Annotated in this window: 15 protein-coding genes; 5 read left to right on the top strand and 10 right to left on the bottom strand. The window is 69.0% G+C overall.

The genetic code is table 11. From position 1 onward, the window contains the following. Positions 1-10: 10 nt before the first annotated feature. From ACLJRM_RS19180 to ACLJRM_RS19145, 8 genes are read right to left on the bottom strand one after another with little or no spacing between them, the layout of a single operon-like run. Positions 11-259, bottom strand: coding sequence for a hypothetical protein (locus ACLJRM_RS19180; protein WP_410663817.1), 249 nt, complete (start codon positions 257-259; stop codon positions 11-13). Next, entirely contained in the window at positions 256-1,605 is a 1,350-nt protein-coding gene (locus tag ACLJRM_RS19175) for a TRAP transporter large permease subunit (protein WP_410663816.1), read from the bottom strand. The genes ACLJRM_RS19180 and ACLJRM_RS19175 overlap by 4 nt, the downstream gene beginning before the upstream one ends. After that, positions 1,602-2,300 (bottom strand): molybdate ABC transporter substrate-binding protein, encoded by a 699-nt coding sequence (locus ACLJRM_RS19170; protein WP_410663815.1) that lies wholly within the window; start codon positions 2,298-2,300, stop codon positions 1,602-1,604. Before ACLJRM_RS19170 ends, ACLJRM_RS19175 begins: the two co-directional genes overlap by 4 nt. Next, complete coding sequence (gene otnC, locus ACLJRM_RS19165; protein ID WP_410663814.1) at positions 2,297-2,944, bottom strand: 3-oxo-tetronate 4-phosphate decarboxylase; 648 nt, start codon at positions 2,942-2,944, stop codon at positions 2,297-2,299. The genes ACLJRM_RS19170 and otnC overlap by 4 nt, the downstream gene beginning before the upstream one ends. Further along, complete coding sequence (gene otnK, locus ACLJRM_RS19160) at positions 2,941-4,176, bottom strand: 3-oxo-tetronate kinase (protein ID WP_410663813.1); 1,236 nt, start codon at positions 4,174-4,176, stop codon at positions 2,941-2,943. Before otnK ends, otnC begins: the two co-directional genes overlap by 4 nt. Then, positions 4,173-4,781, bottom strand: a complete 609-nt coding sequence (locus ACLJRM_RS19155; protein WP_410663812.1) for a hypothetical protein — start codon at positions 4,779-4,781, stop codon at positions 4,173-4,175. The genes otnK and ACLJRM_RS19155 overlap by 4 nt, the downstream gene beginning before the upstream one ends. Beyond that, positions 4,778-5,575 (bottom strand): hydroxypyruvate isomerase family protein, encoded by a 798-nt coding sequence (locus tag ACLJRM_RS19150; protein ID WP_101607762.1) that lies wholly within the window; start codon positions 5,573-5,575, stop codon positions 4,778-4,780. The genes ACLJRM_RS19155 and ACLJRM_RS19150 overlap by 4 nt, the downstream gene beginning before the upstream one ends. After that, positions 5,572-6,543, bottom strand: coding sequence for a phosphoglycerate dehydrogenase (locus tag ACLJRM_RS19145; protein ID WP_101607763.1), 972 nt, complete (start codon positions 6,541-6,543; stop codon positions 5,572-5,574). The genes ACLJRM_RS19150 and ACLJRM_RS19145 overlap by 4 nt, the downstream gene beginning before the upstream one ends. A gap of 126 nt (positions 6,544-6,669) precedes the next feature. Between ACLJRM_RS19145 and ACLJRM_RS19140 the strand changes: the two genes are divergently transcribed. Then, on the top strand, positions 6,670-7,377 hold the full coding sequence (locus ACLJRM_RS19140; RefSeq protein ID WP_410663811.1) for a GntR family transcriptional regulator: 708 nt from the start codon (positions 6,670-6,672) through the stop codon (positions 7,375-7,377). Positions 7,378-7,512: 135 nt separating this feature from the next. Here the strand turns inward: ACLJRM_RS19140 and rox are convergent, their stop codons facing one another. Further along, positions 7,513-8,991, bottom strand: a complete 1,479-nt coding sequence (gene rox / locus ACLJRM_RS19135) for a rifampin monooxygenase (RefSeq protein WP_410663810.1) — start codon at positions 8,989-8,991, stop codon at positions 7,513-7,515. Positions 8,992-9,272: 281 nt separating this feature from the next. On the opposite strand from rox, the gene ACLJRM_RS19130 reads away from it, so the two are divergent. Further along, positions 9,273-10,121, top strand: coding sequence for an oxidoreductase (locus tag ACLJRM_RS19130; RefSeq protein WP_410663809.1), 849 nt, complete (start codon positions 9,273-9,275; stop codon positions 10,119-10,121). Continuing rightward, positions 10,121-10,714 (top strand): TetR/AcrR family transcriptional regulator, encoded by a 594-nt coding sequence (locus ACLJRM_RS19125; RefSeq protein WP_410663808.1) that lies wholly within the window; start codon positions 10,121-10,123, stop codon positions 10,712-10,714. Before ACLJRM_RS19130 ends, ACLJRM_RS19125 begins: the two co-directional genes overlap by 1 nt. On the opposite strand, the gene ACLJRM_RS19120 is transcribed toward ACLJRM_RS19125, so the two are convergent. After that, the gene (locus tag ACLJRM_RS19120; protein ID WP_101607768.1) at positions 10,692-11,780 is read right to left on the bottom strand and encodes an epoxide hydrolase family protein; all 1,089 of its coding nucleotides are present in this window, start codon (positions 11,778-11,780) and stop codon (positions 10,692-10,694) included. The genes ACLJRM_RS19125 and ACLJRM_RS19120 overlap by 23 nt on opposite strands. Positions 11,781-11,872: 92 nt before the next feature. Between ACLJRM_RS19120 and ACLJRM_RS19115 the strand changes: the two genes are divergently transcribed. Continuing rightward, a complete protein-coding gene (locus tag ACLJRM_RS19115; RefSeq protein ID WP_410663807.1) occupies positions 11,873-12,346 on the top strand; it encodes a MarR family winged helix-turn-helix transcriptional regulator in 474 nt (157 codons plus the stop codon). 107 nt (positions 12,347-12,453) lie between these two features. Beyond that, complete coding sequence (locus ACLJRM_RS19110) at positions 12,454-13,674, top strand: hypothetical protein (RefSeq protein ID WP_410663806.1); 1,221 nt, start codon at positions 12,454-12,456, stop codon at positions 13,672-13,674.

Genomic DNA, 13,674 nt, shown 5'->3' with positions numbered 1-13,674 from the left:
CGGTCGTGGCTCATTCTTCGGCGTCAGGCACGTTTTCCTTTCCTTCCGGCGTATAGAGCAAGAGGAACGCGAGAATCCCCGCGATTCCGGCGATGACGCAGACGTTGTCGGCGATATCGGTGCCGAACGCCGTCACGAGCTGCCCTGAGCCGACGATGATGCCGAGGGTTTGCCCGGCGACGACCACGCCGCCGCCGACGAGGAACGCGAACAGGCAGACGCGGGTCGCGGCCAGCAGGATCCGGTACACGGTGATCACGCTCCAGGCAGCCACAGCACGCCGACGGCCATGAGCACGCCGAACAGCAGTGTGGGCAGCAGGTAGTAGAGGACGACCGGGACGAAGATCCGTACCGGGTTGATTTCGGCGATGCCTGCCGCGACGTAGAGCGGTGCCGCGCCCGGCGGTGAGCATCCCTCCGACGACGCCCACACGAGGATGGCGGCGAAGGCGACGTGCGGAGGGATGCCGGCGGCGGTCAGCGCGGCGAACGCCACCGGGCCGACCGCGGCGACCGTGGACGTCGTGTTGAGCGGTCCCGCGACGAGCACGATGACGACGCCGACCACGATGGCCGCCACCAGCGGGGAGACTCCGGTGAGTCCTTCCAGGTAGGGCTTCAGCTGATCGTCGAGGCCGAGCGTCTTGAGCACGTTCGACGCGGCGAACGCGGAGATCATCGTGACCCCGACCAGGCCGAGTTTGGGCCCGACGGCCCCGAACAGATCCCTCCACTGAGCCCGCCCCTTCGGCAGCAGCTTCCGCTCGACGAGCAGGCCGACCAGCAACATGACGATCGGCAGCCAGATGAGCAGCGGGATCGCGTCGGGAGCGTCGATGCCGATGCGGGCCGAGACGAAGTCCGCGGTCGGCGGGGCGGTGAGCAGGATCGGGACGGCGATCGAGCCGAGGACGACCAGCGACGGCCAGCCGACCTTGAACGACGCGCGCAGCGGATGGATGTCCTGCGGCTCCATCGCCTGGACGCCGCGGCGTTTGATGATCACGTAGGCCATGATCAGCCGCATCCCGACCATCCACGCGCCGGTGACGAAGATCGTCGCGACGATGTCGCCCGCGCCGAGCACCGGCATCACGGTCGGCGCGGCCAGAAGGATGAAGAACGCGCCGCTGAACGGGAAGGTGGCGCCGACACCGGCGTTCCCGGACAGCACGAGCGCCGCGGTCTCGCCGCTGGCCTTGGACCGCTTCATCCAGGGGATGGTGATCGACCCGACCGTGGCGACGATCGCTGCACCGTTGTGGGCGACCGCGCCGAACAGCCCGGAGGCGACGGTCGCCGCGTAGGCCGATCCACCCCGCCGTCGGCCGAGGAACGAGCTGAGGATGTCGACCATCCGCTGCACCAGCCCGGTCCTGGTGAGCAGTTCGCTGACGAAGACGAACGCCAGCGCGGCGAAGGTGATCTCGGATTTGAGCCCGTCGACCAGGCTTTCCCAGGCGACGGTGAAGAAGTCCGTGCCCGCGAACGCGGCGGTGACGAGAAAGCCGACCACCATCGCTTCGCCGATGTTGCGTTTGAAGACCGCGTTCCACACGACGATGGCGGCGATGAACGCGATCAGTGCCAGGATCGCGTTCATCCGCGGGTCCGGGGTGAGTGGCCGGTGACGAGGCCGGCGTCGCGGTAGGCGGTCTTCGCCTCCGGTCCGGAGAGGAACCGCAGCAGGTCCGCGGCTTCGGGCGGGGCCGAAGGGCCGAGCGCGGCGGAGAGTTCGCTGTAGTGCTGGGCTCCGTCGGGGAGCGGGCCGATGATCCGCGCCTGCGGGACGAACTTCAGTTCGCTGATCTGCTGGACGGCGAGGTCCGCGCGGCCGTCGGTGACGGCGAGGGCGGTGAAGCCCTTCTCGACGATGGTGGCTCGCGCGTTCACCTCGTCGGCGACGCCCAGGTCCTGGATCAGCCGGGCGAAGTGGATGCCGCTCGCGCCGCTGCGTGAGTAGGCGACGGATCGCGCCGAAGTGAGGGCAGTGCGGAGCGCGTCCACCGTGCCGATGTCGGGGCTGTCCAGTTCCGGTGCGGTGGCGATGCCGATCCCGCTCTTCGCCAGCACCACACGGGAATCAGAGGTGATCGCACCGGCGGCCGCCAGTCCGGCGAAGGCGCTGGACACGGCGATCACGACGTCGGGCTGAGCGCCTTGAGCGATCTTCTCGACCAGGATCGTGGTGGGGTCGAACGTGACCTCGACTTCGACGGCGTGCTTCTTCGTGAACGCGTGCAGCAGCACGTCGTCGAGTGCCTTCTTGACGGAGAGGGCGCTGAACAGGGTGATCATGGGGTGTCCCTTCGAGCGGGTGGGGAGTGGAGGGCGTCGCGCCGGCGATCGGTCAGCGGACGGGTGGGGAGACCCCGCAGGAGCAGGAAAATCTCCGCGGTGTGCTCGAGTTCTTCGAGGGTGTCCAAGGCGGTGTCGAGGCTCGTCCCGGCGACCACCGGGCCGTGGTTCGCCAGCAGCAGCGCCGGATGATCGACGGCGGCGCGGGCGATCTGCTCGCTGATGCCGGGGTCTCCGGGCGGGTGGTACGGGAGCAAAGGGAGACGGCCGACCCGCATCGCGAAGTACGCGGTCAGCGGTGGGATGGCGTCGTCCGGGTCGAGGCCGTCCAGGCAGGAGACGGCGGCGGAATACGTCGAGTGGGTGTGCACGACCGCGCTGTCGGACGGGCGCTGCCGCAGCACGATCGCGTGGAAGAACGCTTCCTTCGACGGCGGTGGTCCGGCGAGGTGGTTTCCGTCGGCGTCGAGGAGCGACAGATCCCCTGGTCGCACGGTGCCGAGGCAGGCTCCGGTGGGTGTGACGAGGATCTGCTCGCCGTGGCGCACCGAAATGTTGCCCGTGCGGCCGTGGGTGAGCCCGCGGTCGTACAGCGACCGTGCCGCGGCGATGACGCGTTCGCGGTGGAGCCTGTCGCCGGTCATGAGGCGGACGCCGTCGCGAGGAGATCCGGATCGCCGAAGTTGCCCGACTTGAGCAACAAGGCGGGATGACGGTCGCCGACGGGGTGGATCCACGGCACACCCGGTGCGGCTTCCGCCCCGATGACCCCGCCGCGGACGTCGAGTGCGGTGACGATCGCGCCGGAGGTTTCACCGCCGGCGGCCACGAGACGGCGCACACCGCGTCCGGCGAGACCGAGGGCGATGAGCCCGGTCGCCTTCTCCAGTATCCCGGCCGACCGCTCGACGCCCAGTTCTTCTTGGGTGCGCTTGAGCTCCGCCGGACTCGACGACGAGTAGACGAGCGGTCCGGGTTCGGTCAAGGAGTCGTACCAGGCGAGTGCTTCCGCCGCGAGGGCGTCCGGATCCGGCGTCGCCACCGGGTCGAGCCGGTGTGCGGGACGGCCCAGCCGCAGCATGACGGCGACCTGTTCCAGCGTTCGCGCCGAGCAGCTTCCGGACAGCACCACGGCCGGCCCCGCCGGTGCGCGGGTCTCGGTCGGCAGGGGAGTGGCGGAAGCTCGCGCGGCGGCGAGCCCGGCCGCGAGGCCCGCCGCACCCGCGACGAGCGGCGCGTTCACCACGACCCGGCCCAGGAGACGGAGGTCGTCTTCGGTGAGCGCGTCGACGAGGACGTAGCCGCTCTTGCCGTAGATCGCTTCGCGCACGGCGGTTTCCCCGCGCCGGACGACGTCGTGCGTGACGAGGTCGACCGGTGTGGTGGTCTGCGCCCGCAGCAGCCGAGGCAGGTGGGAGTCCGTCATCGGGGTCGCGGGATGGTCGCGCATGGGCGATTCGGCCAGCAGGGTCTCGCCGACGAAGAGATGCCCCTGATACTGCGTGCGCCCGTGCTCCGGAGAACTCGGCGTCATCACGGCACCATCGGACGACAGTGCCCGCGACAGCGCGTCGAGGACCGGGCCGATGTTGCCGTGTGGCGTCGAGTCGAAAGTGGAGCAGTACTTGAAGTAGACCTGCTCCGCCTTCCGGTTTCGCAGCCACCGCAACGCTTCCAAGGACGACGAGACAGCGTCCTCGGCGGGGATCGCGCGGCTCTTGAGCGCGATCACGATCGCGTCGTGCGGCGGAAGTACGTCGGTTTCGGGCGGGACACCGAAGAACAGCAGGGTGCGCAGTCCGCCACGGCGGAAGGCGACCGCGACGTCGGTCGCGCCGGTGAAGTCGTCGGCTATCGCGCCGAGAGTGCCGGTCATTTCCCGATCGCCGCCTTCAGTCTCGCCGCGGCGCTGCGGGGCCCGGACACGACAGGCACACCGAGTGCCGCGGCGAGTTCCTCCGCTGCCGGGGCGAGGGAGTACTGGGCGAGCAGGACGAGGTCCCAGCCGTCGCCCCGTGCCCGGCAGGTTTCGACGAGCTCGTCCGGCGCGAGCAGCCCGCCGACCTCGACGGTGATTCCCTTGTCGCGCGCCCCCTGCTCGAAACGCGCCGTTGAGTCGCTCAGTGCCGAGGCCAGCGAGGCGACCACGAGGATCCTGCTGTGTCCGCTGGAAAGCGCGTCGTCGAAGGCCGCCTCGTCCGGGGCCAGGAGCGGGACCGGCGCGTCGACCTGCTTCGTGACTTCGCCGTAGAGCGAGCAGGTGAGCAGCACGCCGTCGGCGCCGCCGGCGACCGCGTAGTCGATGAGGCGGCGCATCCGGTCGTCCAGAGCGGGGGTGCGGCCGTCCTGGCCGACGTCGGCCAGGAGCCGGTCGTCGAGGATGTTCCAGGGCTGGGCCTGGGGGAATCCCGTCGCCAACGCACTGACGGCGGGCGGGATCGCGGCCGGGGTGGCGCTGATCAGCGCGATGCGCGGGTTCATCGGAGTTGCTCCTTGATCCAGGCCAGTCCCGCTTCGGTGGTGGTGGCGGGCCCGTATTCGCAGCCGATCCAGCCGTCGTAACCCTCGGACTTCAAGGTGTCGAAGACGGCGGTCCAGGGGATGCCGCCGGTGCCGGGTTCGGCCCGGCCGGGCGAGTCGGCGATCTGCACGTGGGCGGTCCGGGGCAGGAACTCCCGCAGCGCCGCGACGACGTCTTTCTCGTCGATGGAGGCGTGGTAGACGTCGAAGAGCAGACTCACGTGGTCTTGGCCGATCGCGTCGGCCACCGCAGCCGCGTGTGCCTGGCCGTCGAGGACGAAGCCCGGCGCGTCCTGCTTGTTCTGCGCCTCCAGCAGCAGCCGGACGCCGCTGCCGCGCGCCCGATCCGCCGCCCACGCGATGTTCGCGACGTACTGCGCGAAGGCGCGGTCCCGGGAGACGCCGGCGGGCCGGATCCCCGCGGGCAGGTGCAGGAAGGAACTGCCCAGGGCCACCGCGTACTCCAGGCCGAGCTCCACTCCCGCGCGGAACTCGGCCGCGCGACCGGGAAGGCACGCGTAGCCGAGCCGCTCGGGGGAGCCGGGTTCACCGGTGGGGGAGTTGACGAGGATCTGGGACAGGCCCGCGTCGGTGAGGCGCCGGACGAGGGTGGCGGCGGGGAAGGGGTACGGCGAGGCGTACTCGACGGCGGTGAAGCCTGCCGCCGCTGCCGCGTCGAAGCGCTGTTCGAAGGGGAGTTCCGTGAACAGCCACTTGAGGTTGGCGTCCAGGCGAAGTCCGTTGTGGAGGATCATCGGCGGTATCCGGGATTGGCGAGGTTGCCGGGATCGCGGCCCTGGAGGACGTCGATCACCTGCTGGGCGGCCATCAGGCTGGACCGCGACCGGGCCTGTTCGGTTGCGGCTCCGATGTGCGCGGTGACCACGACGTTGTCGAGACCGCGCAGCCTGCTGTCGAGTGGCAAGGGCTCCTCCGTGAGCACGTCCAGCGCCGCGCCCGCCAGCGCGCCGTTCTCCAGCGCGTCGGCGAGGGCTTCCTCGTCGACCACCTCTCCGCGCGCCGTGTTGATCAGGAAAGCCCCGGGTTTGACCTTCCGCAGCGCGGACGCGTCGATCAGGTGACGGGTGGAGTCGTCGAGGAAGATGTGCAGGCTGAGGAAGTCGGCCTCGGCCAGTACTTCGTCGAAGGTGCGGGCTTCGACGCCGGTCTCCGCCAGGAAGTCTTGGTCGGGGTAAGGATCGTGGGCGACGACCCGCATCCCGAGCGACAGCGCCAGCCGCGCGACGGTCTTGCCGATCGAACCCAGTCCGATCAGGCCGAGCACCGCGCCGTCGAGTTCCCGCCCGCTGCGCTGCTCCCAGCGTCCGGCCTGGACGCTCGCGATGTTCTGCGGGATCAAGCGGGCGCAGTTGAGCATGAGCGCCAGGACGTGTTCGGCGACCGACCGGCGGTTGGCGCCGGGGGTGTAGGTGACGGCCACGCCGGCGCGGGTCGCGGCGTCGAGGTCGATGTTGTCGTAGCCGACGCCGCAGCGGCCGAACACCTTCAGCCGGGTCGCGGCCTCGATGACGTCGGCGGTGAAGGCGTCGGTGCCCGCGACGATCCCGTCGGCGTCACGGACGAGGTCGGCCAGGGGAGTGCCGGTGGCCTCGCGCTGCGCGGGGGTGGTGAAGGCGGTGTCGAAACCCGCGTCCGAGAGCAGCTTGTCGACCTCGCCGCCGGGCTTCAGATACGAGGTCGTCACGAGTACGCGCATGGTCATCCGGTTCGTTTCTCCTGTTCGAAGCTGCCTGATGCAAATACTATAGGATTCGTGTCAATACTATAGCGATGCAAGATCAAGGCCTCCGGACGCGCGGGATATCGTGAGGCGACTAAGGAGGGACACATGGTTTCCCCGCGGAGGTCCGGACGGCAGCCGCTCGCCGACCGGATGTACGAGGTGCTGCTGGGTCAGTTCACCGACGGCCGATGGTCCGCGGGCGAGCCGGTCAACATCGGTGCGCTGTCACGGGAACTCGACGTCAGCCAGACTCCGCTCCGGGAGGCGCTGGCGCGGCTGGAGCACACCGGGCTCGTCCGCCGCGAGGCGCTCAAGGGCTACCGGGTCGCCCCGCTGCTCACCGAGTTCGAGCTGATCAAGCTGATGGACGCCCGTCTCGTCCTCGAGCCCGCCCTCGCCTACGAAGCCGCCCGCCGCACGACACCCGAGTTCCTGGGGGAGGTGCTGGAGAGCGTCGACGACCTCGCGCGCGCCGCGACCTCGCCGGACACCGCGGCCTTCAGCGCGTACTGGACGATCGACGAACGGTTCCACCTGCTCATCGCCGCACAGGCGGACAACCCGTTCCTGGAGAAGGCGTACCGGTCGCTCGGCGGCCAGGTCCAGCGGTTCCGGTTCTTCGCGAAGCTCGGTTCGGCCAGGGGAGCGCCCGGCCTGGCGGCGGAGGAGCACCGAGCCGTCTACGAGGCGTTGGTAGCGGGGGAGGCGGACGAAGCGGCCGCCCGGATGCGACGGCACATCGAGAACGCGAAGCAGCGCGTCCTGGAGGACCGAAGGTCGGTCGAGGTCGCCGAACTGCCGTCCAGGCACTGAATCTTCTAAGTGTATAACGCCCTATACGTCGGGGCGACGTTCAAAAACAGCCATTAGTACGCCTGAAAAAACCTGCACTGATCGTGAAGGCCTCCTTGCCTACGTTGAGAGTAGGCAAGGAGGCCTTCGCGGACTTCAGTTGACGGGCTTGCCGAACCAGCGTGCGAGGTGGTCGTCCAGGTCCTGCTGGTGCTCACCGATCCAGGCGATGTGTCCGTCGGGGCGGAGCAGAACCGCCGGAACCTCCAGTGCCGCGGTGGGATCCGCGAGGTGATCGACCCGGTCCGACCAGCCGCCGACGGTCAGGCGTTCGGTGCGGTCGAGCAGTAGACCGCGGCCCCCGTGGAGCCGGTCGTACAGGCGGCCCTGCTTCACCTCGATGTCGCGCAGGCGGCGTCCGAGCAGATCGGGTCCCTCGCCGAAGTCGTAGCGGATGCCGATCGCGGTGATCTTCTCGATCAGATACCGGTTCACCTCGTCGAAGTCCATCAGTTCGGTGAGCAGCCTGCGCACGGCCTGCGGACCCGGTTCGGTGGACGACAGTGCGATCTGGGCGCGGGTGTTGTCCAGCACGTCTTCGGCGACCGGATGACGTTCGGTCTGGTAGGTGTCGAGCAGGGTCTCCGGCGCCCAGCCGCGGATCTGCGCGGCCAGTTTCCAGCCGAGGTTGAACGCGTCCTGAACCCCCAGGTTGAGGCCCTGACCGCCCGCGGGCGGGTGGATGTGCGCCGCGTCGCCCGCCAGGAGCACCCTCCCGACCCGATACTTCTCCACCAGCCGGGTGGCGTCGCCGAAGCGGGACAGCCAGCGTGGTGAGTGCACGCCGAAGTCGGTTCCGGCGATGGTGCGCAGCTCTCGTTTGAAATCGTCGAGGGTGGGCGGCTCCGCGCGATCCTCGCTGACTTCCGCGGCGGGGGCGACGACGCGATAGATCCCTTCGCCGAAGGGGCCGAGGCTGAAAACCTTGCTGGTCTCACGGATTTCGGCCACCTTGGCCGCGATCTCCTCCTGCGGTACGCCGACGGCCATCTCGCCCATCAGCGTGTCGTTCCGCGAGGGCTCGCCGGGGAAGTCGACGCCGAGCAGTTTGCGCACTGTGCTGCGCCCGCCGTCACAGCCGACGAGGTACCGCGACCGCAGCCGCTCCCCGCCGGCCAGCTCGACGGTCACCCCGTCGTCGTCCTGCTCGAAACCGGTCAGGGCACAACCGCGCCGGACCTGTGCGCCGAGTCCGATCGCGTGTTCTTCGAGCAGGTGATCGACGACCGGCTGCGGGATGCCCAGCAGGTAGGCGTGTGCGGAATCCAGGCCCTCGGGCTCGGGTTTGCCGATGGCGGCGAAGAAACCGGCGGCCGGACGCCTTCTCCCGCGTTCGAGGAAGCGCTCGAGCAGTCCGCGCATGGCCATCAGTTCGAGGCTGCGAATGTGCAGGCCGACGATCCGGACGAACGACACGGGCTCGGTTTCCTTTTCGAGGACGAGTACCCGTACGTCGTGCAGCCGGAGTTCGGCGGCCAGCATCGCGCCGGTCGGCCCGCCTCCGGCGATGATCACGTCGAAGTCATCGGTCCCGGAGGCCGGTGACGGCTCCGGGGTGAACTGCTGAAGCTGCATAGGTGGTGCCTTTCGGGAGTGCCTGTTGTCGAGGCGCTCCCGGCGACACCTACGTCAATCGCCCGACCGTAACGCAAGAGGGAGCACCCACATCGATACTGCGTTCATGGGTCTCACCTCCTGGGGCGATGTCACGGTCGAGTGCAAGGTACAAGCCCGGGTTCGCTCCGTCCACTCCTTTTCGCCTGCCGCGTGACCATGGAATCTGCACTACGACGATAAAAATCGACGCAGTGTAGACTTTGTGCTCAGGAGATCGTTTCGAGTCCTCTGGAGGGGCGATGAGCAAGCAGAAGTGGCTGATCACCGGTGTCAGCACGGGCCTTGGGCGCGCCTTCGCTCAAGCCGCCTTGGCCGCCGGGCACACCGTCGTGGGAACGGTCCGGTCCCAGGAGGACCTGCGGACCTTCGAAGAGCTCGAGCCCGGGGCCGCTCACGGCCGCATCTTGGACGTGACCGACGACGGCGCCGTCTCGGCGGTGATCGCCGAGGTCGAGCAGACCGTCGGTCCCTTGGACGTTGTCATCGCCAACGCCGGCTACGGCGTGGAGGGCACTTTCGAGGAAACCCCGCTGGCCGAAGTGCGCCGGCAGTTCGAGGTGAACGTGTTCGGAGTGGTGGCCACCCTGCAGGCGGCGCTGCCTCACATGCGCGAGCGCCGCCGCGGGCATCTGATGGCTGTCACCTCGATGGGCGGGCTGATGGCGGTGCCCGGCATGTCCGCCTACTGCGGCAGCAAGTTCGCGCTGGAAGGCATTCTCGAGGCGCTGGGCAAGGAGGTGGCGCAGTTCGGGATCCACGTGACGGCGATCGAGCCGGGTTCGTTCCGCACCGACTGGGCGGGGCGGTCGATGTCCCGCGCCACCCGGACGATCGACGACTACGACGGGCTGTTCACCCCCATCCGTGAAGCGCGGCAGAAGGCCAGTGGCAACCAGTTGGGCGATCCGGCGAAGGCCGGGGAGGCCCTCGTGCACATCACGTCGCTCGAGCGGCCGCCGTCCCATCTGTTGCTGGGCTCGGACGCGCTGCGGCTGGTCACCGCCGCGCGTACGGCCGTGGACGAGGACATCCGGACGTGGGAGGCGCTCTCCCGGACGACCGACTTCGCCGAGGGCGCGCAGCTCTGATGTCCAGGCGCACCACCGAGCGCAAGGGCGATGTCCGGGAGCGGGCCATCCTGGACACCTGCGAAGTCCTGCTGGCGCACAAGGGCTATGACGCGATGACCGTCGGGGACATCGCCCAGGGGGCCGGGATAACCCGTGGCGCCTTGTACTTCTACTTCGGCTCCAAGCAGGAGGTGGTCACCGCGCTGGTGGCCCGGACCGTCGAGCATCTGTGGGAACGGTCCCGCGTCGCCGCGGAGGCCGACGAGCCCGTCCAGGCCATCGCGGCGGCCATGCGGCGCACGGTCGAGCTGTGGAACGAGCACGGTCTTGTCATGCGGACGGCGATCGACCTTTCGTTGACCGTGCCGGAGATCGGCGAGCTGTGGAGCCGGACGGCCGACTTGTTCAGCTCGGCCATCACCGCTGTGCTGGAACGGGCCGGTGTCCGGGCCGGCGCCGAACCGGACCAGGCGTCGGCGATGGCGCGTGCCTTGTGCTGGATGATCGAGCGGAGTTTCTATCACGCTTCGCAGGAGTCCCGTGAGAGCTTGCAGCGGGCGTCTTCGACCTGCGAGCACATCTGGATGGTCAGTGCCGGCCTGACAGCTTGAGGAAGAAGGCCCGGATGTCCTCGGCGAGCAGGTCCGGTACTTCCATCGCGGCGAAGTGGCCGCCGCGCTCGAGTTCCGACCAGTGCCTGATGTCGTAGAGCCGCTCGGCCAGTGGCCGTACCGATTGCGTGATGTCGTGCGGGAACACCGCCACGCCGAGCGGTACGGGGCAGGGCGCGTTCCCTCGCTGGGTTTCGTGGTGGAGCCGTGCGGAGGAGGCGGCGGTGGCGGTCAGCCAGTACAGCGAGATGTCGGTGAGCATCCGGTCGTCGCTGACGGGGGAGCGAGGGTCCGTCCACTGTGCGAAGCGCTCGGCGATCCAGGCGAGCTGGCCGACGGGTGAGTCGGTCAGGGCGTAGCCGATGGTCTGCGGGGTGGCGGCCTGCAATGCCTGGTACGGCGGGCGGTTCGCCATCAGGTGCTTGATCTTCTCCAGTCGCGCTTGGTCCACTTCGGACAGTTCGATGCCCGCGTCCGGATCGGGCCGGGTCGGCAGGTAGTTGACGTGGACCCCGACGACCTGTTCCGGTGCGACCGTGCCGAGCGCGATCGAGATTCCCGAGCCGAAGTCGCCGCCCTGCGCGCCGTAGCGCTCGTATCCGAGGCGGTGCATCAGTTCGGCCCAGGCGCGGGCGATCCGGACGAGGTCCCAGCCGCGTTCCCGGGTCGGTCCGGAGAAGCCGTAGCCCGGGATGGACGGGATCACCAGGTGGAAGTCGCGTGACAGTGGCTCGATGACGTCGAGGAACTCCAGGAACGAACCGGGCCAGCCGTGGGTGAGGATCAGCGCGAGCGCGTCCGGGTTCGCGGACCGGACGTGGACGAAGTGGATGTTCTGGCCTTCGATCTCGGTGGTGAAGTGCGGAAGCTCGTTGAGCTCGGCTTCGTGGGCGCGCCAGTCGTAGCCGGTGCGCCAGTGGTCGGCGAGTTCTCTGAGTCGTGGCAGCGGGAAGCCGTAGTCCCAGCTCGCGTCGGCGATCTCGTTGGGCCAGCGGGTGCGGGCCAGCCGGTCGTTGAGGTCGTCGAGGTCGGCTTGGGGGATGTCGATGCGGAAGGGCTTGATCATGTCTCGGCTCCATAATGTTCGGGCACCAAACGTTTAGGTGACAAACGATAGCGCAATCGTTCGGTCGCCCAACGATTCGTTAGACTCGTCACATGGAGAACCCTTCGGAAGGGCCGGACGGCGGCTGGAAGAGCCTGCCCAGCTGGCTGCTCACCCAGACCGCGAACCACGCGCATCGCCTGGTGACCGACGGGTTCTCCGCCGTCGACGCCCGGGGTTACCACTTCCGCGTGCTGGCGACGTTGGAGGAGTCCGGCCCCGCCAGTCAGGCGACGTTGGGCCGCCGCAGCGGGATCCACGTCAGTGAGATGGTCGCGACGATCAACGAGCTCGCCGAGCGTGGGCTGGTGGAACGCGCCCCGGATCCCGCCGACCGGCGGCGGAACGTCATCTCGCTGACCACCGCGGGCGAACAGCGGCTGCGGCTGCTGGAGAAGCAGTTGGCCGAGCGCCAGGACGAACTGCTGGCGCCGCTGTCGTCCGAGGAACGAGCGCGGTTCACCGAGCTGCTGTCGAGGCTGTTGGACCACCACGACCGGCGAAGCGGTGAGGACTGGACCGGGTAGTGAGGGAGTCCTTCACGCGGCAGGTTTGTGGCCTTCACCACGCCTTCCGTGCTGCGAATCTTCGAGATCGAACGGCGAAATGACTTCACATTGTGGACACTCTGATCGTGCTCCGAGAAGTCGACGACCTTGATCAGCCCGCCGTTCCCGAAACGGCGCCCCGGCAGGGGCGCCCGGCGCGTGCGTTCGACAGAGTTCTCGACAGACTGGCCCGGTCGCCCTACCCGAAGGCGATCCTGCTGTATCTCGTGATCCGCACGGCCAGCGTCCAGCTGCTCGACCTGTTGGCTGACCGGCGTGGTGCGTCGCTGACCGATCGGCTGACCGCGTGGGACGGGCAGTGGTATCTGCGCCTGGCGGTGCACGGGTACGCCGATCTCCCGGGGACGCTGGACGCGGCGAGGCAGCCGTATTCGGACGCGCCGATGGCGTTCTTCCCGCTGTATCCGAAGTTGGTCGAGGCGGTGATGTGGCTCGGGCCCGACGTCGTCACCGCGGCGCTGACGGTCTCGGTGCTGGCCGGTCTGGTGCTGGCGTGCGGGTTGATCCGCATCGGACGGGCGGTGTCGCCGGAACGCGGCGACCGGACCGGGTTGCTGCTGGTGGCGTTGTGGGCCGGGGCGCCGATGGCGATCGTGTTCTCGATGGCCTACACGGAGGCGGTGTTCTGCGCCTTCGCGGTGTGGGCGCTGGTGGGAGTGCTGGAACGGCGATGGGTGCTGGCCGGGTTGTGCGCCTTCGCGGCCGGGCTGTCGAGGTCGACGGCGGTGGTGCTGGTCGCGGTGGTCGTCGTCGCGGCGTTGATCGCGGTCTTCCGGCGGGCCGAGGAGCGGCGGTGGGCGCTGGCGGGTGCGGTGATCGCGCCGCTGGGAGTGGTGGGGTACCTGGGGTTCGTCGCCTACCGGACGGGTAGCTGGACCGGTTGGCAGGACATCGAACTGCGGGGCTGGAACACCGAGTTCGATTTCGGGGTGGAGACCGCGGAGTCGGTGCTGGCCCGGTTGACCGGGGACGAGTCGGTGTTCAGCACGCTGACGGTGTTGTTCCTGCTGGGCGCGGTGGCGCTGGCAGTGGTGGCGGCGTGCATCCGGGTGCCGTGGCCGTTGACGCTGTACGGCGCCGGGGTGCTGATGCTGGCGATCGGGACGCGGGGGCTGCCGGACGCGAAGATCCGGTTCATCCTGCCCGCGTTCCCGGTGCTGATCCCGATCGCGATCGGGTTGGCGAAGCGGCGGACGGTCACGGCTGTCGCGGCCGCGGCGGCGTGGGTGGTTCTGGGGGCCTGGTTCTCGGCGCACGCTTTGACGGCGTGGCGGTACGCGATCTAG

Source organism: Amycolatopsis sp. lyj-84, assembly GCF_046549075.1.
Taxonomy (GTDB): Bacteria; Actinomycetota; Actinomycetes; order Mycobacteriales; family Pseudonocardiaceae; genus Amycolatopsis.
The sequence above is the reverse complement of the archived record's forward strand: the minus strand, read 5'-3'. Positions and strand labels throughout refer to the sequence as shown.